Raw genomic sequence first — 19,037 nt, forward strand, 5'->3', positions numbered from 1 at the left:
AACTATGAAGGGAGTTGCGAGGAATTGAGATGGATGGCTAATCAAGCCCTTACTCCAGTGCAGGTAGTCGGGATTGGCTTAGATGGAGCAGATGGTCTAACCGAATCGTTGCGTCTCTTGATCGAGCATGCCACACTGCTAGTTGGCAGTGAACGTCACCTCAGCTATTTTCCAAATCATGCGGCAGAGAAATTGCCTCTGACTAATTTTCGCCTAGTCATTGACCAGATCCGTTCCCGCGTGGTCGCCTCAGATCGGACCGATCTCTCTAAGTTGGCCAATCCGTTAATTGTAGTGTTGGCATCTGGTGATCCCCTGTTTTTTGGTTTTGGGCGGCTGCTGCTGACTGAGTTGCCAGCGGATTGGTTGACGTTCCATCCCCACCTCAGCGCAGTACAGCTTGCTTTTAGCCGCATTAAGCAACCTTGGCAAGATGCTCAGTTAATTAGCGCCCACGGACGCTCACTGGATGAGTTGACCAAAGCCCTACAGCGGGGAGCCGAAAAAATTGCCGTGCTGACCGATGGCACCAATACTCCAGCCGAGATTGCCCACTTGGTAGTGAAGCTCGATCATCCAACTCAATACCAAATCTGGGTTTGTGAAAATTTGGGCGGTGCTCAAGAGCGGGTGCAATCCTTTAGACCAAAAGACCTGCTGACCCAAACGTTTGACCCATTGAATGTGGTTGTGCTGCTGCGGCTGCCGGACACGGTACGCCAATCGCTCAACCCTGAGAAATTGCCTTTGTTGGGCATCCCCGATTCCCACTTCCTCAGCTTTAGTGACCGCCCTAGGCTCATGACCAAGCGAGAAGTCCGCATTCTGGCTCTGGGTGAATTAGCGCTGCAACCTCAGCAAATCGTTTGGGACATTGGGGCTGGGACCGGCTCGGTCGCGATTGAAATGGCGCGGCTCTGTCCTACAAGTCACGTCTATGCCATCGAACAGACGGCAGCAGGGGTGAGTTTAATTCAGCAAAACTGCCAGCGCTTTCAGGTAGAAAATGTAATTCCCATTCATAGTGCTGCGCCTGATGCATTGCTCCATCTACCCGCGCCGGATCGCATCTTTATTGGGGGCAGTGGCGGCCATTTAGTCCCGATTCTCAACTATTGCAGTCAGCACCTCCAACCAGGAGGCAGGATAGTGCTAGCGCTGGCAACCCTAGAGCACCTGACTGATACGATGCAGTGGTTAGCAGGTCAACCGATTTGGCAACACCAGCTTCTCCAGATTCAGCTCGCTCGCTCAGTACCAGTTGCCAATCTGAGCCGTTTCTCACCCTTAAACCCAGTCATGCTGGTCATCCTCAGCCGCTCAGAGCAACCAACTAATTAACCCCAGCCCAGTGGTCAGCAAAAATAGCAGCCCTAGAATTCCTGCTAAGGGTTTACCTGCTAAGCCGGTCAGCCAAGCCGGAGCTTTGCTATTGGAATGAATGGATAGCGCATCGAGACTCGCAATCACCCAAACCCAACCAGCATGTAGTCCCCAGGCCAAACCTAAATTCCCGCTATCCACCCAACGGGCCAGCACCAGCACCATTCCCATCAACCACAAACCGGGGAGCTGAGGCAAGACTGATTTTCCTTCCCAAACGCCATGCAACAGAGCAAAAATCCCACTAGCCACAGCAGTTGCCAGCCACACCGGCAAGTCTCGCTGGAGCTGATTCTGCAGAAAACCGCGAAAGATCAATTCCTCTGTCCAGCCGATCCAGAGTGCTAAACCTAACATCAACAGCACCTGCCAGTAGACTCCTAAATCTGCTTGAGGTTCTGCCTCAGGCGTGGGTGATTGATCAAGCCAACCTAGGCCATACTGCACGGCAAATAAAAGCGCTAAGCTTGCACTGCCAATGGCAAAACCCCATCCTACGGCTGCTAACTGGGATTTTGCTAAGGACATACCGTAGGTTGTAAAGCTAGTACCCTCAACCCAACAAAAGCCCCACAGTACGAGAGGCGCAAGCAAATATAGCGAAGCCAGCAAAGGCAATTTTTGAGCAGCAGTGCTGGGCTGAAATGGTCGCCAATTTAGTTTAATAGCGCTTGGAATAGCAAACGGTAACCACAAACCGAGCCAAATCGCAAAGAAACTAGTAATCTCGAGTAGCGAAGGAATTCGGGTCAAATGAACTCACTTAATTACAAATAATTAAAGACACCTGAAGAAGATTGACAAACCGGATAGAAGCTCAGCCAAATAACAGGCTAAACCACCTCAATTCAAGTTTATTTAAGGCGCAGACCGCTTATCAGAAACTTGAGTGAAAAACCGAGCACTCCATTAATTTTTAACAATTAATGCGTTGGCAACGTTACTGACCTCTATGCCTGAAAATCAGGACAACTATCCAGCAAGCTATGCTTCCGTATCGTCTACGTCATCTTCGCTACTACTAATCTGAATTAAATGAATGTGCTTGTAGCCTAATTTAATTTCAAACTCATCTCCAGGCTTCAATCCCATCTTTTCCGTATAGGTTGAGCCAATAACAATCTGTCCGTTTTTATGGACACTGACGCGATAAGTCGGTTCCCGGCCACGACCGTCCTTGGTACCTTCTGCATCGAGTGTAGTACCTTTGGCTTCTAACAGAGCTTCAAAGAAATCTGCCAAATTAACACGAGTTTGGTTATTCTTCCCAACTGTGTAATACCCACACCGTTTTGCTTTTTCTCGTCGCGGTAAGTGCGAAAGCTCCTTCACTTTTTGTAGTAGGGCTTTGCCCGTCAATGGAGCTGTTGCAGTTTCAGTCATCGCTTCCCGATTGTCCGTAAAATTCCAAATTGCTAGGCAGAGATTGTCTCTTAGTTTTATATAAAATAATAGCTTTAAATCTCTGTGATTCAGTAAAGACTTGAGCAATTCAGCAGTAAAACAGATGAAGCTTGGTCAAATACTTGATCAAATTCAAAGATTTCTAAAAATTTTACAAGTCTTCTTTTAAGATCAATTTTTTTGATATTTGACCAATTAAGCCACTTATTTAATTATTGAAAGTGTTGGTTGTGTCCTAAGCTGCTGATCTGCTAATCCATCCTCTACAGACATGCTGGAAAAGGAGATGAATGCAGCCCAGGCAAGACCATTAAACATGCTCTCAGTTGAATTCAGTTAGATTTAGTAGAGCAGTTGCTAGCACGTGATCCAACTAAAGTAAACATCAAAGTAAACAATCAGATTAAACCAATCCGGCAACTCCGCCTAGCTAGAAAGATTAGGACTAAACTGGAAACTAGGACTCATTAATTCATTCGTTTCAATTTATGCACGTTCTTTTTCAGGTGATCCGGCAAGATGCTGATGCGGCACCTCGAATTCAAACCTATCAGTTGGACGTAGAGCCGGGAAACACCATTCTGGACTGCCTCAATCGCATCAAGTGGGAGCAGGATGGAACGCTCGCCTTTCGCAAAAATTGCCGCAACACGATATGTGGAAGCTGCGCCATGCGGATCAACGGTCGGTCTGCCCTAGCATGCAAAGAAAACGTTGGCAGCGAATTGGCCCGGCTCCAAGAAATTGCAGCCCATTCTCCTATGCAAAACGGCACCGCTGATGTACCTACTATCACTGTCGCCCCAATGGGCAATATGCCGGTGGTTAAAGATCTGGTTGTCGATATGAAAAGCTTCTGGGACACCCTGCAAGCGGTCGATCCCTTTGTCAGTACAGCAGCGCGCCAGGTGCCGGAACGGGAATTTTTGCAGTCCCCGGCAGAGCGGGAGCGGCTGAACCAGGTCGGCAACTGCATCCTCTGTGGTGCATGTTATTCCGAGTGCAACGGGCGGGAAGTCAATTCAGAATTTGTCGGTCCCCATGCCCTGGCCAAAGCCTATCGCACTATCGCTGATTCTAGAGACAGCCAGACTGAGCAGCGGCTAGAACGGTACAACGAAGGTACAAAAGGTGTCTGGGGCTGTACTCGCTGCTACTACTGCAACACGGTCTGTCCAATGGGTGTGGCACCAATGGAGCAGATCAGCAAAATCAAGCAGGAAATTTTAGACCGCCTTCCCACCGAAAGCAGTCAAGCCCAACCGGTGAGCCGTCCGATTCGTCACCGGCGAGTGTTGATTGAGTTGGTTAAGCAAGGTGGCTGGATCGATGAGCGGCGATTTGGGGTCAAGGTGGTCGGCAACTCCTTCCGTGACCTAAAAGGACTATTTAGTCTCGCACCTTTAGGCTTCCGGATGCTGGCTCGTGGTAAGTTCCCCATGAGCTTTGAACCCTCAGAAGGCACGGCTGAAGTCCGCTCGTTGATCGAAGCAGTCCAGAGTTTGGAGCAGCAATCCCAGCAATCTCAATTCCATCAATCTACTGTAGAAGCTAGCGACAAAAGCTAGCGACAGAAGTTAGGACCAACTCTAGCATCCTCTGCCCTCGGCTCGCGTCTGTTGCCCTGTTTGCCATTCCGGGAACTCTACACATGACCCTTGGTTCTCGGTGAAGCAACAGGCATGAGCAAAAAAGTGGTTGGCATGATTACCTCCTATGAGGGATTATCTCAAGGAGATTGGCTGTGGAAGCAAACGCCGCAGCCTTTTGGTGTTTGGAAAGATATCCAAATTCTCAGAAATGCACCAAACCCAGATTTTTTGTTGCTGTATCAGTACAATTTCTTTCAATCTGCAGCAACCTCCCGGTGCAACCGCCTGTTGAGCAACCCTCTCGGTATTCTGAATCCGTTTCAAACGTCTAATCAGCCGCAACCAGCTGCCGCTTTGGAGTCGTCAGCTCCTGATCTACGAGGAATAGCAAAAGAACGGGCGATCTATTTGCTGCGCGAACCACCCCTGCCAGAAATTCTGCAAAAAAATCAGGCGAACTACCTCGCTGCACAGGATTATTGCGGCTATGTTTCTGGGCCTGATGACTCTGCCCCCACACCAGACTATATGCCCGCCATTTGGTATGTCTCCAACACGTTTGAGGAATTAGACAAGGGCCGTGTACCCGATAAACTTCGCGCTTGCAGTTGGATTACCTCTGGGATTAATCGGACTGAGAACCACCGGAAGCGGTTGGACTTTCTGCATCAGCTCCAGCAAACTCCAGGCGTTCAGATTGATGTGTTCGGTCGCAATCTACCAGCCACAGTGCAAACCATTGGGGAGCTGCAAAACAAATGGTACGGCATGGCTCCCTACTACTACAACCTGGCGATTGAAAACTATGCTGACAATCACTGGTACGTCAGTGAAAAGCTGTGGGATGCCCTACTTTGCTGGTGCCTTCCCATCTACTACGGTGGTCCCGCAGCCGATCACCTCTTGCCTCCAGACAGCTTTCTGCGGTTACCCAGTCTCGATGAAAAAGGAGTGGCCTACATCCAAGAAGTTACCTCTACTCCAGAAGCATGGTACGCCGCTAAAGACGCTATCGCCGAAGCTCGCCAAATCATTCTGCACAAACTCAACCTGCTCAACTGGCTCTCAGAATTTGTAGAGAAGTTTTAAGGTTTGGTCGCATAGCGTCTCCGCAGGAGAAATTTTGTCGCTTGCGTCTGCACAGCAGTATTTCATCTCCCCTACCTCCCCCATCTCCCCTACCTCCCCCATCTTCCCCATCTTCCTCACCCACCCTCTCCATGAACGGAATCTGCACCCTCGCGAACGATCTCGTCTACGACCAACTGATTGCCTTGCTCAACAGCATTGAAGCTATCTATGGTCACACAATGCCGGTTTGCATTTATCCCTACGATGACCGGGTTGAAAAAATTGCCGAGGCTATCCGAGCACGGCCCCAGGTTCAGCTCTATCAGGATCGCGCCTCCATCGAACGCTGGGATCAGTTTGTGCGTCAAATTTGGGATTTACATCCAACGGCGCGGCAGCGCTGGGGCAATAGCGATCCCGCTTACTATCATCGTGTAGGTACCCATCGGCGTTTTTGTGCTTTTGATGGCCCATTTGAGCGCTTCCTTTACATGGATGCCGATACGCTGCTGCTCGACTCGGTAGATTCTATTTTTGCTGCCCTAGGCCGGCATGATTGGGTCGTGTATGACTTTCAGTACAAAGACCCGACTCATGTATATGAAATGGGTACAGCCAAGCTGGACCAGATATTTGGCCTGGAGCGGGTGCAAACTGAAATCTTTTGCTCGGGATTTTATGCCTCGAAGCGCTATTTGTTTGACCAAGCGGCTAGAGAGCAGTTGTTGCAAGCTTTACGAAATGGCGATGCGGAAATTCTTTATCCCATGGCTCCCGATCAAACCATTCTCAACTACATGGTGATGAAATCGGCAATCTCGTCGCTCAACCTCGCCTTGAGCCTGCCTGCATCGCAACGAACGGGGAACTCAGTAACTTCGCCCCACTTTATCGAGCGAGATCACCGGCTCTATGACCGCGGCAAACGGCTCACCTATCTACATTACATCGGTATTTCAAGCCAGTGGTTTGCTCGCCTCTGTGCTGGTGAAAACATTGATTTTCCGTATCGCGATCTTTTTTTGCACTACCGCTATCTCAAGGAACCCCGTCCATCCTTCTCTACCCTGCCCAAACCCTACAATGCACGGCCCAGCTTAATGCAGCGGGTGATCAAGAAAGTCGGGCTAGGTCGCTAACTTTAGGAGAAACTCATGCGTGGAATTTATATTGTTGCAAATGACCGAGTCAGTGAGAATGCAATTGCCTTACTTAGTAGCATTCGAGCCTACGATGACCAAGTTCCGGTCTACCTAATCCCATTTGACGATCAATATCAGCAGGTAGCAGCTAGCTTAGCTGAGCTGTATCAGGTGCAGGTCTTTCCTGATCTGGAATTTCTAGAGCAATTCACCCAAACGATTGGCCAGATCTTCGATCGCGATTTTCTGCGGTTGCCCAATAAAATGCGGAAGCTAATCGCCTGGTTTGGCCCGCTAGAGGAATTCCTTTATATCGATACGGATATTCTGGTCTTCCAGAAAATTGCGGAGGTTCTGGATTACCTGTCGGAATATGACTTCCTCTGCTGCGATTATCATCATGCTGGAGAAGGCTTGAAAAATGTCTTCTCAGAATTGGTACGGGAACAGGGCATCTTCAGTGAGGCCCAGCTCCAGGATGTGTTCAACAGCGGCTTTTGGGGATCAAAAACAGGTGTGATCTCAGAAGCGCAAATGTACGAACTGCTGCGCGAGTGCGCAGCACACCGCGAATATTTCGACTTTTCTCAGCAAACAACCGACCAGCCAATCCTCAATTACCTGGTGCTGAAAGCGATGCCCAAACGGCTCAATCTGGTGCGAACGATGGAAAACGCCCCTGGCAGTTGGGCTGGCTCCGCTCATTTCCAGGAGAAAAACGACAGGCTCTACGACCGGGAACAGCCGCTTTGGTACCTGCACTGGGCTGGAATTGCCATGCGCCCCGGCAGCCCCTACCGCTCTCTATGGGAGTACTACCGCTACCGCAATCAAGCTAAACCGGAATTTATCGCACCGCTCAGCCCTAGCAAACCGCTATGGCAACGAGCGCTAGCAAAACTGACCGCAAAAAAATAGCTTTCTTCTTTATTTCTTAGACTCGATTTAGCATCGTCAACAATCCCTGTTGCCCCAGCAGAATTTCGCGTAAAAAGCTGAAGATGCCCACCCAGACGATCGGGGTGATATCTACTCCACCGATGGGGGGCACCAGCTTTCGCAAGGGAATCAGAAATGGCTCTGTGGGCACCACTACTAAATTAAACGGAAATCGGGTTCCGTCAGCTTGGGGGTACCAAGTCAGGACGATGCGGAAAATAAACAGAAAAATCAGCACCCCCAGCAGGGGACCTAGAATCAACGAGGCGATTGAAGTTGCAGTCATAAACGATCCAAAAACTCTAGCATAGGTGCGAAAACGGCCTATCAAGATACACCCGTTCCCGCAACCACTTTGATCTTATCAATCCTGGGTCTGTGCTTGAAGTTTTGTTTCAGCTTTGGCTTCGGACTGGGTGCCTGGTTGAATGTCTGCCTCGGATTCGGCTGTAGCTTCGGATTTGGTTTGAGCCATTTCTAGCGCTTTGGTAAAGCTAGCGGAGCGAATGGTAGCCAGTTGGGGTGGATAGGCTAAGCCCAGCTTCAGGGCGCTGACAAACTGTGACAAAGCATTTTCTAGAGCACCGCCCGCATCCATGACAATCCAGCCGTTGGGTGTTTTCTTGCGGAACTCAAAGTGCAGGTGAGGACCAGTAGACAAACCGGTGCTGCCAACCCGTCCGATTACTTCGCCCTGCTTCACGGTTTCACCTGGCTTGACAAAAATTTCCGATAGGTGGGCATAAAGGGTTTCTTCGGCACCGTTCTGGTGTTGTAGCACTACGGCCAGCCCGTATCCTCCCATGAAATCAGCCACGGCCACTTTGCCGTTAAACGCTGCCAAGACAGGAGTTCCGTAGGGCGCTCCTAAGTCTGTACCAGAGTGGAATCGACTTTCTCCCATGACGGGGTGAATGCGCCAGCCAAATGCTGAAGTAATGGCAGCCGGAATGGAGAGCGGGAACAGAAAGCTGAGGTTGGCGTTGCTCAAGCGCGCGGGAGGACGAATCGTTAAATTGTAGTAATCGCGTCCAGACGGAGTAGTTCGCCCACCATAGACCACACTCAGGCTCATGTCGCCAAAATTGCCTGGATTGGCCTGGAAACCGTTCTGGGAAGTTGCTTCTCCTAGGCTATAGGAACAAACGCTATTCGGCACCCCGCCGCCGGGTTGAACGACTGCCTCACAGCCTGTGGACCGCTCAGACAGCACCACGCTTGGATTATCGGTAGCTCCTAATGAATAGGGCGTCGGATCAATCAGACCACCTGTGCCGGACTGACCAAAGGCGGATTCCGCTTGTTCGCTCAGGTTGGGGCTGATCAATGGTGAAGACGCATCAGCCGGTTGGGTTGATGCATCGGATGGTAGCTCGCCAGCCGGACTAGACAGCTCCAGATCTACAGATCTAGAGGGAGCAGGCTCAATCGGCGCAGGTTCAGGCACGGGTTCAGGCGGAGCTGTGAATGATTCTACAGGCGCTTCTATAGGCGCTTCTACAGGTGGGAGAGCCTCTGCCGCGGGTGGATCGGACAGCAGCAATTCTTGAGCACTGGGTACAGCCATATCAGAAGCGGCTTGCGCCAGAACTGGAGCTGCGGTTCCCATGCTGAGCCAACAGAGTCCTCCCAACCAGAGGAGACTCAGATGGGGGTGACGATAGGCTTTGGCTGAATTCGCGTGAGTCATTCCTCAATCCTTACAGACGACGGGCTGCTTTAATCGCTTAAATGGGGCTTGTTACACTCAACCCCTAGTGTCGTGTCAATGCCAATTAAAAATATCACATCCCGACGGGAAGCAGTTTGGCCTTGTTCCAAGCAAATACCCTAATCTTTATCCAGCAATTCAACATGTAAAGATTCCTCCAGTCGGTTAATAAAGATTTGATTAGAATCTGATCGACATCGGAAATTGGGCCACCAGACTGGGAATTACAAGCTATGTCTAGCGATCGATCAGTGTCCGGAACTTATGCGTCGTCGCCTGCACCGACTCGGACTGTCTCTACTGCTTACTGCTGGGGTAATTGTTTGGCAACAGCAGGAAAACAGCCGTTCAGCCAAGCATTTGCCGTTTCCTTTTACGGCTCAAACCACCACGGCTCAAATCACCACGGCTCAAACTGCAAATAACCACCAGTTACCAGAGAAGGCCAACCGCGATTCAGACCTACGCGCCTTCCTGAAAGCCGTACAGCCACTGCAATTATTGAATCATGACGAGCAAAAGCGTGACTGACACCTCCGAAAATCTCTGGGATTTTTGGAATTCAAATATAGTTGATTAACTATTGATTTGATCAACTAACTAGCCATAGCCGAGACTCAATTCACCTGGTTTCACCCAGATCTGGGTCGATGGTCCAGCAGACGTCAGTTCAACCTGTAATGCTCCATGTGGGGAAACCCCAATTACGATTCCGCGCCTTCCATCGATCGTGACGGCTTGGCCCAAATTAATCAATAGGCTCTGGTAATTCACCATGAGGGCATCAATTCCCTGTTGGCAGTAGGTGCTATAGCCCCGGAGCAAACCCGCAATTGTGACGGCAGCCAGCTCTTCTAAAGACTGAACTGGCGATTGCATTGGTGAATCTGATCTGGCCAGAATTGACTGTAGATTAATTCCGCTGGGCGGTACTGGGTTTTGCCAGTTGATCCCGACTCCAATGACTGCTTGGCGGAGGCGCTGTTGGCTGATTCGCGTTTCCGTTAGAATGCCGCCTAGTTTACGCCCCTCAAAAACCAGATCATTCAGCCATTTGATCCCCACTGGAATGCCCTGTTGTCGAAGGGCAGCGGCAATTCCCCAAGCGCTACACAGGGTTAAATGTGGCCCGCAATCCACCGGAAGATTGGGAGTGAATCCAAGCGATAGGTACAGTCCACCGGGAGGGGAACTCCATTGGTGGCCTCGCTGGCCCCGCCCTGCCGTTTGCTGAAGGGCAATTACAATCACATCAGGCACATCAGGCACATCAGGCACATCAGGCACATCAGGCTGTTCGTCCTCCTGCTGCAACCGTTCCCAAGCGACCTGATTAGTAGAAGGAGCTGTTTCCACCAGATGCAGGTGAGCCGGAACCACCGCTAAAAGCGTTGCGTCAGGGCAGATGGCAACACCCAGAGTGGCTAGGGAGGTTTCGAAGCGGGAGCGATCAAATGTCATGGCTGGATTTACGTCGGGTTCGGTCGCGGAGGTTTGTGAACCTGCCTAGCAGTCATCAATGCGAAGCGACTGCTTCAAGCGAAGCTAAAAGCAGAGCTAAAAGCAAAGCTAAATTACTCAGCATACAAGGCCGTCCGCGTGAACTCCGCTAAGTGAGTAGCTGGGTTGAATTGTGTCTAATTGTGAACCGAGATAGCGGTAAGCTTTGGAAGGCAGCATGCAATTTGATTAAACCTTAGAATTATGCACACCTGGCACTGGCATACCTGGCAAGGCGCTTCCTACTTAACCTGTAGTTTGCTCAAAGATTGGGCACATGGCTTTTTGACCCAGCAGTTCTGGTCTCGTCCGCCAGAGGCGTTAGTGGACATGCTTCGGCCAACGGCTCAGGTCTATCGCGTTAAACAGGTGCATGGCGACCGGGTGCTCAACGCTTCGGCTTTGGAACCCATGAGCCGTCTATCTAGTCCACGGGAAAAGGCTCCTGAAAGCCCAACTCAAAACTCCACTGCATCTGCTGATCCCGTGTTATCAGAAGCAGACGGACTGTTTACCACCGATACGAATCAGGCGATTTGGGTTTGTACCGCCGACTGCACACCTGTTCTGATTGGTGACATTGCCACCGGTCAGGTTGCCGCCGTTCATGCGGGATGGCGTGGTACAGCTGCCGCGATCGTGCCCAAGGCGATTGAGCAACTGCAAGCTCAGGGTAGCCAAATTCAGGATTTGCGGATCGCAATGGGGCCAGCTATTGCTGGAGAGGTATATCAGGTTTCCACAACCGTTGCCGCTCAAGTGGGCGCAACCATACTGCCAGATACCGGACAGCCAGATCCGGTGAACCCACAGGCAGCACTTGCAGATACTGACGAGATTCTGGCCCAACTGCGGCAATTACCCAACTCCCCCATACTCGACGATCCCCAACCAGGACGAGCACGACTTGATGTCCGTCGAGTCAACGCCATGCAGCTTGAGCAACTCGGCATTGAACCCAATCAGGTGGCCATTGCGCCTTACTGCACCTATCAGAACCCAGAGCTGTTTTTCTCCTATCGGCGTCAGCCCCAGAAGAAAGTGCAGTGGTCTGGTATTGTCAGCGGCGGTTCGGATGACGTATGAACGACGACTGTATCCATTACTCCTTGAACATTAAGGCTCGTCCGCGCACATCAGTATGAAGTTTGCCGTATTCGTAGACCACCTGGCCGCCCACAATTGTCACCACAGCCCAGCCGGTCAGATCCCATCCTTCAAAGGGACTCCAGCCGCATTTGGTCTGTAATTCTTCGCGACGCACCGGACGGTAAGTATTCAGATCGACCAACACTAGATCGGCGTCATATCCGGGGGCAATTCGGCCTTTATTGGGAATGCCATAGGCTTCAGCTACGGCAGTAGACATCCAGTGGGCAACTTGAGGAACGGTGCAGCGGCCCTGCATGGCTTGGGTGAGCATCAACGCCATTGAGGTTTCTACTCCTGGCATTCCAGAAGGAGTATTGGGGTAGCCTTGGGCCTTTTCTTCCAGCGTGTGGGGAGCGTGATCGGTGGCAATGAAGTCGATCACTCCATCGAGTAGCGCCTGCCAGAGGACTTCATTGTCGTGGGGCGAACGCAGCGGTGGATTCATTTGGGCTAGGGTACCAATCGTTTCGTAAGCGCTGGTATTGAGCAGCAAGTGCTGGGGTGTCACTTCGGCAGTGACCCAGGCGGGTTTGTCTTGCCGGAGTAAGTCGGCTTCTTCAGCGGTAGACATGTGCAGAATGTGCAAGCGGCGCTGGTATTTTTTCGAGAGTTTGAGCGCCAGTTGGGTAGCCTGCAAAGCAGCCTGATTATCCTGGATTTGGGAATGAATGGCCGGATCGGTAATGCCAGCAAACTGCTGACGGCGCTGCAAAATCCGATCCTGGTCTTCCGCGTGGACCGCAATTAATCGATTGCCGTGAGCAAAAATTTCTTCCAATACCGGTTCCCGATCGATCAAGAGTGGGCCGTGCATTGATCCCATAAAAATCTTGATGCCGCAAACTGGTCTGGCTTGCAGCAGTTCAGTCAGATTGTCTCCGGTGGCCCCAATAAAAAAACCATAGTTGACCAGGGATTTTGCAGCAGCGCGGCGTAGTTTGTCGTCTAGAGCCGCCTGATTGGTCGTTAAAGGGCGTGTATTGGGCATTTCCAAGAAGGAGGTGATTCCGCCCCTGGCACAGGCACAGCTCGCGGTGAACAGGTCCTCTTTGTGTTCCAATCCTGGTTCGCGGAAATGCACCTGCGGATCGATCATTCCGGGCAACAAAGTCAAGCCTGTTGCGTCAATTTCTCTGACGTCTGGGGCGGGATCGGCAATCTCTGGTGCGACTTGTAGGATCGTGTGGTCGCGGGTCTGGACATCGCCCAGTAGGAAGGTACCATCGGGTAGCAAAATTCTGGCGCGACGAATCAGCAGCGAGGAAGGAGAAGCAGTCATAGTGGGTTTAAGGTACAAAGCGTTACATTGGGTTTAGCCCATCGGGTTGGAGCGGTTGGTAGCACCGCTGGTCGCACATCTCGAACGGTGTGGCTTCAGCCAGAAGCGTAGCCAAGACCAATTCAACACCAACTCAGCCAAATCATCATGCGTCTCATGCAATGGTTGCAGTTAGCGGATCTCCAGTTAGAATTCATTAAGTCTATAAGTCTACAAGTCTATAAGTCTACGACAGCAAGTCTATGACAGCAGAGGTTGCATGAACGGTTTGATGTTGCATTCTTTGATACATTAGCGATCCATCAGCGCGATGCTTTTACTTTAGACTACTGTTTACTTTTGTCTAACCCAAATCTTTGTCCGCCCAAATCAAGGGGCATTTGTCCGAACCCATGCCAACGAATCCAAATCCAGATTTTTCTTCGGAAACAGAGCATTCCAAACAACCAACCCCTACCGGGTCATCCTCTAAGAGTCCTGGTAAGAGTACCGGGCGGCCTCCCCAGAAAGATTCAGAGGGAGGTTGGAAGGAGGTTGCCAAAACCATCGGCCTGAGTCTAGTGCTAGCGCTGGGAATCCGCCAATTTGTGGCCGAAGCTCGCTACATCCCATCCGAATCGATGGTGCCAACGCTGCAAATTAATGACCGTCTGATTGTGGAAAAACTGAGCTACCGCTTTCATAGCCCAGAGCGGGGTGACATTATCGTGTTTATGCCGCCGGATGCTGCCGGACGCTACTGCCTAGGCATCCAGGACCCAAACGTCAGAATCAAAGATGCATTTATCAAGCGGGTCGTGGCATTGCCAGGTGAAAAAGTAGAGGTGCGAGAGGGTACAGTTTTCATCAACGATCGGCCGCTGCAAGAGAGCTACATTGCCGCCAAGCCGGAGTATCAGCTCCCCCCCAGTATCGTACCGCCAGATTCGTTTCTAGTATTGGGCGACAACCGCAACAATAGCTGCGATGGACACTTTTGGGGACCAGTCCCTAGCGAAAATATTATTGGGCGGGCTGCATTTCGCTTCTGGCCGCCTAGCCGCATGGGAGGCATCAGCGAACAACAGCCGGTCTTAGGACCACCCCAACCTCCTGCTTCACTCGTCCAGCCCACTCCTCTAGAACCCCAGCCGCTAGAGTCGCCGGGTCAGCCAATCCCAGGAGCGCCACCTGCCCAGCCCTAACTGCCTAACGCAGATCACGACTCGGGGATGCTATCGGGCTTGAGACCCCCCAGTCTCCTTTCGCCTCTTTAACCAGGGACAGGTTACTGATAAGGTCAAGGTAGAGCAGATGCTCTGCATAATTTGGTGAGCAAGTTAAACAATTTAGACGATTTAGACATGGCACGTTTTCGATCGATCTTGGCTTTCGTTTTAGTTATCGTTACCACCCTCCTGATGAGCTGCGGGAATGCCACACCAACGGCAAAAGGCCCCCTGTATACTGATGCTCAGCTAGAGCAAATCCAGCGCTACAGCGAAGAGGTCCAAACCCTGCGCGACCGGATGCTGGAAATTCCTCCGCTGGTGCAGCAGCAGCAGTGGAACGACGTAGAATCCTTTATTCACGGTCCGCTAGGAGAATTGCGGATTAGAATGAGCCGTCTGGCCCGTTCCCTCACGCCCAAGGTTCAAAAGGATGCGCTGGCGGCAGCCAAAGAGGTATTTGAGCATCTCAATGCTATCGACGAAGCAGCTCAAGAGCGAGATAGCGTCAAGGCGTTGCGCAACTACAATCAAGCTCTGCAAGATTTTGAGAGCTTCTTCCAGTTTCTGCCCAGCTGAAGAATGACGCTAACGTTCTGAAACAACCAAGCTGAATGAAGCATGTTGTTGTAATTGGCTGTGGGGTTGTAGGAGCAATGATTGCCTATGAGCTGAGCCAAATCTCTGCTTTACAGGTAACGGTGCTCGATCGGCAACCCCCTGCCCAAGCCGCAACTGGAGCGGCTTTGGGTGTGTTGATGGGCATCATTAGCCAGAAAACCAAGGGCCGAGCTTGGGCTATGCGGCAGGCTAGCATTCGGCGCTACCGCACGCTGCTACCCGAACTAGAGGCTGATGGTCAACAGCTGACCTGGAATCGCCAGGGCATTTTGAAGCTGTGCTTTGCCAATGAGGATCTGGAACGCTGGCAAGAATTAGCTACTTTACGGCAGCAGCAAGGTTGGCAACTTGAACTCTGGTCGCCTGCGCAGGTCCAGGCTCACTGCCCTCAGATCGACAGCTCTGCCATTACAGCCGCCATCTATTCGCCGCAAGATTATCAGGTAGACCCAACTGCTCTCACGCTAGCTTTGGTCAATGCGGCCCAGCAGCGGGGCGTTAGCTTTCACTTTGATGCAGATGTGCAAACGTTGGTCGCCAGCCAGCCGCACTACTGCGAGCAGGTTGTCACCTCCGTTGGATCGGTATCTGCCGATTGGCTTGTGATTGCCGCAGGGCTAGGGTCAACGCCTCTGACTGCCTGTTTGGGCCAGACGGTGCCGACTCACGCAGTTCTGGGCCAAGCCATGCGGGTTCGTCTCCCCCAGCCCTTGGGAGACCAGACCTTTCAGCCTGTGATTACCGGCAATGATATCCACATTGTGCCAGTTGCTGATCACGAGTACTGGGTAGGAGCAACAGTAGAATTTCCAGTTGACCAAGCGCCAATTGTTGCCGATTCAGAGCAACTCACAGCCGTTTGGCAAGGGGCAATTGACCTTTGTCCGGCCTTGGCTGATGCGACAATTCTAAAAACTTGGACCGGACTGCGTCCCCGTCCCCAAAACCGGGCTGCACCCATTGTGGAACCTTTGGCAGGTTATGCCAATGTTTTCCTAGCCACTGGTCATTACCGCAACGGCGTCTTGCTCGCCCCTGCCACAGCTCAGCTGGTGCGTTCAGCTTTGGAGACGCATGACTTTACAGACTCCGAATCTCGCTAACCCGCTTCTAGCAACCCCCCGAGGCACAGTTCAAGATATCTGAATCAGGAGGCTCGGTTGAACCTCGGTAGCGCTCAAAGTAATCTACACGGGCATCAAAGCCAAATCCTTGCAAGCGTCCGGCCACTTCACGAGCGCTGGCGTAATTTGGATAGCCACCCGCATTGATGAAGGTACCTGCCAGAGCACCATCTAAAACTGCATTCGGCACAATTTGCTGCACTGCCGCTAGATTACCAGATCCGCCTGGCACAATTACCACATAGGGGCCAATGACCGCAGGTGGCAATACAGGAGATGGCGGCTTGATGCCAGGAACCAGAATATTATTTGGCACTGAGCTGACAGGTATCCCAGAATCAACAACTGGCGTGTAGGAAGGGCTGGACGCAATCGGCACACCTCCAAACAGAGCCGTCCATGTCTCTGGACCTACCACCCCATCTACTAACAGACCATTGCGTCTTTGGAAGTGCATTACTGCATCTCGGGTTTGACAGCCAAAAATGCCATCTGCCGGAATACCCAGCGCCGCTTGCACGTCCGCTACATCAGGTCCTTTAGCGCCCAAGCTCAGCGAAGTTGCATAGGCTTCGGCAGTCATACTCAGCACGCCTCCAATCACCGCCAAGCTTAACAATCCTTTCCACGCAGAGCTTGACAATTTTTGAGTCAGCACCTTAAATGGCTTCAGCTTAGGAGGTATGCCTGAGCTTTGGTCAGCAAAGGCAAAGTAATTTGATAGCGATTTCATGGTTTCCTCGCTCAACTTTGTGATTGTCTGTACAAACTCAGGTGCGCGGCAATGGCTCGATCCGGCAATCGGGCCTAGCCACTCTAAGCTATGAGATTGCGGCTGTCTTGGGAATCAATTTGCATTAGCCCCGGCAGGCTACGCGTTTGTTGTTCCATAACAGCAGTTGCTTCTCAGACCCGAACGGCACAATCCTTCTCAGGTCAAGCAGCAAATCTCCTAGGCTTTCTCCTGAATTATCTTTTACTAATATTTATTCTCTCTCGAAAATTTGTCTGACGCTAGATGCTAAAACGGTTCGAGGCGATTATCCGTTGCGGGTCTCTGCTAAATCTAGCGGTACCGTCCCAATTTTATCCGGTGAATGACGCCATAATTAGCGTTATATAATTTTTTTACGGAAGGGATATTTTTTTGCCTAGAGCAGGTGGTTTTCTGCATCTAGTGTCTTATTTTATCTTTTAATCAGAGAATAATCGCTTTTAGCGGGAACTCCAGTGCTGGGACTCCAACTTGGCTTTCAGCTCATCTTTAATTCGGTTGAGAATTGAAGTTTCATCGAGTGAGGCGAGAATCTGATCCACCACTGCTTTGGGGCCGTTGGGTCCCCAGGTAGCGCCATTCGCTAGATAGGTTTTGCTGACCTGGCCAATGCTGTAGGAAGCCAAGCCACCAATTCCCGCTTGAGTCAGGGCAATCGTCATATAGGGCAGCAGCGAAACACCACCAGTAGCCGGAGCCGATAATCCCAAAAAGCCTTTCAACGAACCCAACCCCAGAATGCCAAGCAGCTCGGTTGCCGTCACCCCCCCCATGCTGATCAAGATTTTCCGCAACAGCTGAATGGCATCCTGCTGAGTCATGGAAATGCCGTAGAGCCGAGATAGAGTTAGAATCATGGCCCCATCGATCACGGCACTGCTGAAAAGGTCTAGAACTGTCACCGGATTCAGGGCAATCGCCACCGCTTTGGTCATTACCGTATTCCAGATAATTTGCTCAGCACTATGCTCCCGAATCGCCATTTTGCGCTGCACTACCTGTTCGTGAATGTCATCGGCATACAGCATCGTGTTTAGGGCCACCAGCGACTTGCCTTCCCGATGCAAGATTTCTAGAATCTTTAGCTTCAGGTCTTCGACTTGAGCGCTGCCGCGATGCAGTTGTGCTACAAGCTGCCCATCGGAACGCCGCATGGCTTGCGCTACCAGGGGGGACGCCGCCGCCATCACAATTTCATCGGGCGATAACAGTTCCCGCACCCGCTCGTCGCGAATTTTTTCGTAAATAGCCTGCCGGTCTGCCTGAGGATATTGGTCGATTTTATTGAACACCAGCAAGATCGGCTTACTGGCCTGTCGCAGTTCCGAGAGCGCCTCAAACTCAACCTTAGTAATGTCTCCAGCTACAACAAACAGAATCAGATCGGCCTGTTTTGCTAACCGTCGCGCCAAGGCTTCACGAGATTCACCATCAATTTCGTCGATGCCAGGGGTATCGATCAGCTCGATGCGGGAGTGGCCTGCACCCGGCAACGAAACGCGCCATAGATCGTTGGTACTGCCTGCCACAGATTCTCGGGTGACGCTCCATTCGGCGGTTTGGACCGTTTGGGTGACGCCATGAATCGGACCAGTCTCGAAGATGTCTTGACCCAGCAGCGCATTCAGCAGCGAGGATTTACCCCGTCCCACCATGCCAAACACAGCAATCTGAATCACCTGGCGATCAAGCTTGTCGAGCATTCTCTCTAAACTGTGCAGCTCGACTTCCAGTCCAGAGCGCTCGCGAGCCGACAAATCGAGCCGTTCCACCAGTTCATGCAGCACATCTTGCGCTTGGCGATAGTGCAGTTCGGCCTGGATCTCGCCTAGTTCAGTAACAATATCGGTTAGATCCGGATCGATCAAGGCCAAATCCGATGTGGGAGCCGTATCTGAATTGATCAACTCTAGATCAACTGGATCAAACAAATCCGCTTCGTCAGTCAATTCAGGAAAGGGATTGTTGGCGGTTGACTGCTCTGGTTGACTGGCTGGTTGATTGGTTGGTTGATTGGTTGATTGATTGGCATAACGGCGTTTGTTTGCCTGTTCGGCCTGTTCAGCATCAAAAGCATCAAATGAGGTCAATTCCAATCCTCCACATTACCGGCTTGCTTCAGCAGCGGTAAACTAA

The 19,037-nt window shown here is 51.4% G+C and carries 18 protein-coding genes; 10 read left to right on the top strand and 8 right to left on the bottom strand.

The features are described 5' to 3' along the window. Positions 1-33: 33 nt before the first annotated feature. Positions 34-1,341, top strand: a complete 1,308-nt coding sequence (cbiE, locus tag HJG54_RS02545; protein WP_316433168.1) for a precorrin-6y C5,15-methyltransferase (decarboxylating) subunit CbiE — start codon at positions 34-36, stop codon at positions 1,339-1,341. Here the strand turns inward: cbiE and HJG54_RS02550 are convergent. Beyond that, positions 1,321-1,911, bottom strand: a complete 591-nt coding sequence (locus tag HJG54_RS02550; RefSeq protein WP_316433169.1) for a CPBP family intramembrane glutamic endopeptidase — start codon at positions 1,909-1,911, stop codon at positions 1,321-1,323. The two genes, cbiE and HJG54_RS02550, sit on opposite strands and share 21 nt — an antisense overlap. A gap of 456 nt (positions 1,912-2,367) precedes the next feature. Further along, positions 2,368-2,766 carry an AbrB family transcriptional regulator gene (locus HJG54_RS02555; protein ID WP_036001465.1) on the bottom strand — a complete coding sequence of 133 codons (399 nt, stop codon included), beginning with the start codon at positions 2,764-2,766 and terminating at the stop codon, positions 2,368-2,370. Between the two features lie 509 nt (positions 2,767-3,275). Between HJG54_RS02555 and HJG54_RS02560 the strand changes: the two genes are divergently transcribed. The 4 genes from HJG54_RS02560 to HJG54_RS02575 all read left to right on the top strand — a co-directional run bounded on the left by HJG54_RS02560 (position 3,276) and on the right by HJG54_RS02575 (position 7,510). Then, complete coding sequence (locus HJG54_RS02560) at positions 3,276-4,355, top strand: succinate dehydrogenase/fumarate reductase iron-sulfur subunit (RefSeq protein WP_316433170.1); 1,080 nt, start codon at positions 3,276-3,278, stop codon at positions 4,353-4,355. Positions 4,356-4,469: 114 nt separating this feature from the next. Next, positions 4,470-5,468 carry a glycosyltransferase family 10 domain-containing protein gene (locus HJG54_RS02565; protein ID WP_316433172.1) on the top strand — a complete coding sequence of 333 codons (999 nt, stop codon included), beginning with the start codon at positions 4,470-4,472 and terminating at the stop codon, positions 5,466-5,468. A gap of 131 nt (positions 5,469-5,599) precedes the next feature. Beyond that, a complete protein-coding gene (locus tag HJG54_RS02570; RefSeq protein ID WP_316433173.1) occupies positions 5,600-6,589 on the top strand; it encodes an Npun_R2821/Npun_R2822 family protein in 990 nt (329 codons plus the stop codon). A gap of 15 nt (positions 6,590-6,604) precedes the next feature. Then, positions 6,605-7,510 (top strand): Npun_R2821/Npun_R2822 family protein, encoded by a 906-nt coding sequence (locus tag HJG54_RS02575; RefSeq protein ID WP_316433174.1) that lies wholly within the window; start codon positions 6,605-6,607, stop codon positions 7,508-7,510. A gap of 16 nt (positions 7,511-7,526) precedes the next feature. Here HJG54_RS02575 and HJG54_RS02580 read toward each other — a convergent pair whose 3' ends face one another. Next, the gene (locus HJG54_RS02580; RefSeq protein WP_316433175.1) at positions 7,527-7,817 is read right to left on the bottom strand and encodes a YggT family protein; all 291 of its coding nucleotides are present in this window, start codon (positions 7,815-7,817) and stop codon (positions 7,527-7,529) included. A 78-nt stretch (positions 7,818-7,895) separates the two neighbouring features. Then, positions 7,896-9,221 (bottom strand): M23 family metallopeptidase, encoded by a 1,326-nt coding sequence (locus HJG54_RS02585; protein WP_316433176.1) that lies wholly within the window; start codon positions 9,219-9,221, stop codon positions 7,896-7,898. 285 nt (positions 9,222-9,506) lie between these two features. Here HJG54_RS02585 and HJG54_RS02590 point away from each other — a divergent pair, with 285 nt between their 5' ends. After that, positions 9,507-9,773, top strand: a complete 267-nt coding sequence (locus HJG54_RS02590) for a hypothetical protein (protein WP_316433179.1) — start codon at positions 9,507-9,509, stop codon at positions 9,771-9,773. Between the two features lie 69 nt (positions 9,774-9,842). Here the strand turns inward: HJG54_RS02590 and HJG54_RS02595 are convergent, their stop codons facing one another. After that, complete coding sequence (locus HJG54_RS02595; protein WP_316433181.1) at positions 9,843-10,703, bottom strand: biotin--[acetyl-CoA-carboxylase] ligase; 861 nt, start codon at positions 10,701-10,703, stop codon at positions 9,843-9,845. Positions 10,704-10,946: 243 nt separating this feature from the next. On the opposite strand from HJG54_RS02595, the gene pgeF reads away from it, so the two are divergent. After that, positions 10,947-11,828, top strand: coding sequence for a peptidoglycan editing factor PgeF (gene pgeF, locus HJG54_RS02600; protein ID WP_316433182.1), 882 nt, complete (start codon positions 10,947-10,949; stop codon positions 11,826-11,828). A 16-nt stretch (positions 11,829-11,844) separates the two neighbouring features. Here pgeF and HJG54_RS02605 read toward each other — a convergent pair whose 3' ends face one another. Beyond that, positions 11,845-13,173, bottom strand: coding sequence for a dihydroorotase (locus HJG54_RS02605; RefSeq protein ID WP_316433184.1), 1,329 nt, complete (start codon positions 13,171-13,173; stop codon positions 11,845-11,847). A 392-nt stretch (positions 13,174-13,565) separates the two neighbouring features. On the opposite strand from HJG54_RS02605, the gene lepB reads away from it, so the two are divergent. The 3 genes from lepB to HJG54_RS02620 all read left to right on the top strand — a co-directional run bounded on the left by lepB (position 13,566) and on the right by HJG54_RS02620 (position 16,105). Further along, a complete protein-coding gene (lepB, locus tag HJG54_RS02610) occupies positions 13,566-14,357 on the top strand; it encodes a signal peptidase I (protein ID WP_316433185.1) in 792 nt (263 codons plus the stop codon). 159 nt (positions 14,358-14,516) lie between these two features. Beyond that, positions 14,517-14,960: a photosystem II protein PsbQ gene (psbQ, locus tag HJG54_RS02615; RefSeq protein WP_316433186.1), complete on the top strand. Its 444-nt coding sequence runs from the start codon at positions 14,517-14,519 to the stop codon at positions 14,958-14,960. 35 nt (positions 14,961-14,995) lie between these two features. Then, positions 14,996-16,105, top strand: a complete 1,110-nt coding sequence (locus tag HJG54_RS02620) for an NAD(P)/FAD-dependent oxidoreductase (RefSeq protein ID WP_316433187.1) — start codon at positions 14,996-14,998, stop codon at positions 16,103-16,105. Between the two features lie 7 nt (positions 16,106-16,112). On the opposite strand, the gene HJG54_RS02625 is transcribed toward HJG54_RS02620, so the two are convergent. Then, a complete protein-coding gene (locus HJG54_RS02625) occupies positions 16,113-16,859 on the bottom strand; it encodes a peptidoglycan-binding domain-containing protein (RefSeq protein ID WP_316433188.1) in 747 nt (248 codons plus the stop codon). 482 nt (positions 16,860-17,341) lie between these two features. Continuing rightward, positions 17,342-18,991: a GTP-binding protein gene (locus HJG54_RS02630; RefSeq protein ID WP_316433189.1), complete on the bottom strand. Its 1,650-nt coding sequence runs from the start codon at positions 18,989-18,991 to the stop codon at positions 17,342-17,344. Positions 18,992-19,037: the final 46 nt, after the last annotated feature.

It is taken from the genome of Leptolyngbya sp. NK1-12 (assembly GCF_032598965.1).
In the GTDB taxonomy this organism is placed as follows: domain Bacteria; phylum Cyanobacteriota; class Cyanobacteriia; order Elainellales; family Elainellaceae; genus Elainella.

What these genes read in the sequence shown, in the direction of transcription:
- cbiE (WP_316433168.1), top strand. Translation starts at nt 34, where the DNA reads ATGGCTAATCAAGCCCTTACTCCAGTGCAGGTAGTCGGGATTGGCTTA.
- HJG54_RS02550 (WP_316433169.1), bottom strand. Translation starts at nt 1,911, where the DNA reads ATGTCCTTAGCAAAATCCCAGTTAGCAGCCGTAGGATGGGGTTTTGCC.
- HJG54_RS02555 (WP_036001465.1), bottom strand. Translation starts at nt 2,766, where the DNA reads ATGACTGAAACTGCAACAGCTCCATTGACGGGCAAAGCCCTACTACAA.
- HJG54_RS02560 (WP_316433170.1), top strand. Translation starts at nt 3,276, where the DNA reads ATGCACGTTCTTTTTCAGGTGATCCGGCAAGATGCTGATGCGGCACCT.
- HJG54_RS02565 (WP_316433172.1), top strand. Translation starts at nt 4,470, where the DNA reads ATGAGCAAAAAAGTGGTTGGCATGATTACCTCCTATGAGGGATTATCT.
- HJG54_RS02570 (WP_316433173.1), top strand. Translation starts at nt 5,600, where the DNA reads ATGAACGGAATCTGCACCCTCGCGAACGATCTCGTCTACGACCAACTG.
- HJG54_RS02575 (WP_316433174.1), top strand. Translation starts at nt 6,605, where the DNA reads ATGCGTGGAATTTATATTGTTGCAAATGACCGAGTCAGTGAGAATGCA.
- HJG54_RS02580 (WP_316433175.1), bottom strand. Translation starts at nt 7,817, where the DNA reads ATGACTGCAACTTCAATCGCCTCGTTGATTCTAGGTCCCCTGCTGGGG.
- HJG54_RS02585 (WP_316433176.1), bottom strand. Translation starts at nt 9,221, where the DNA reads ATGACTCACGCGAATTCAGCCAAAGCCTATCGTCACCCCCATCTGAGT.
- HJG54_RS02590 (WP_316433179.1), top strand. Translation starts at nt 9,507, where the DNA reads ATGCGTCGTCGCCTGCACCGACTCGGACTGTCTCTACTGCTTACTGCT.
- HJG54_RS02595 (WP_316433181.1), bottom strand. Translation starts at nt 10,703, where the DNA reads ATGACATTTGATCGCTCCCGCTTCGAAACCTCCCTAGCCACTCTGGGT.
- pgeF (WP_316433182.1), top strand. Translation starts at nt 10,947, where the DNA reads ATGCACACCTGGCACTGGCATACCTGGCAAGGCGCTTCCTACTTAACC.
- HJG54_RS02605 (WP_316433184.1), bottom strand. Translation starts at nt 13,173, where the DNA reads ATGACTGCTTCTCCTTCCTCGCTGCTGATTCGTCGCGCCAGAATTTTG.
- lepB (WP_316433185.1), top strand. Translation starts at nt 13,566, where the DNA reads ATGCCAACGAATCCAAATCCAGATTTTTCTTCGGAAACAGAGCATTCC.
- psbQ (WP_316433186.1), top strand. Translation starts at nt 14,517, where the DNA reads ATGGCACGTTTTCGATCGATCTTGGCTTTCGTTTTAGTTATCGTTACC.
- HJG54_RS02620 (WP_316433187.1), top strand. Translation starts at nt 14,996, where the DNA reads ATGAAGCATGTTGTTGTAATTGGCTGTGGGGTTGTAGGAGCAATGATT.
- HJG54_RS02625 (WP_316433188.1), bottom strand. Translation starts at nt 16,859, where the DNA reads ATGAAATCGCTATCAAATTACTTTGCCTTTGCTGACCAAAGCTCAGGC.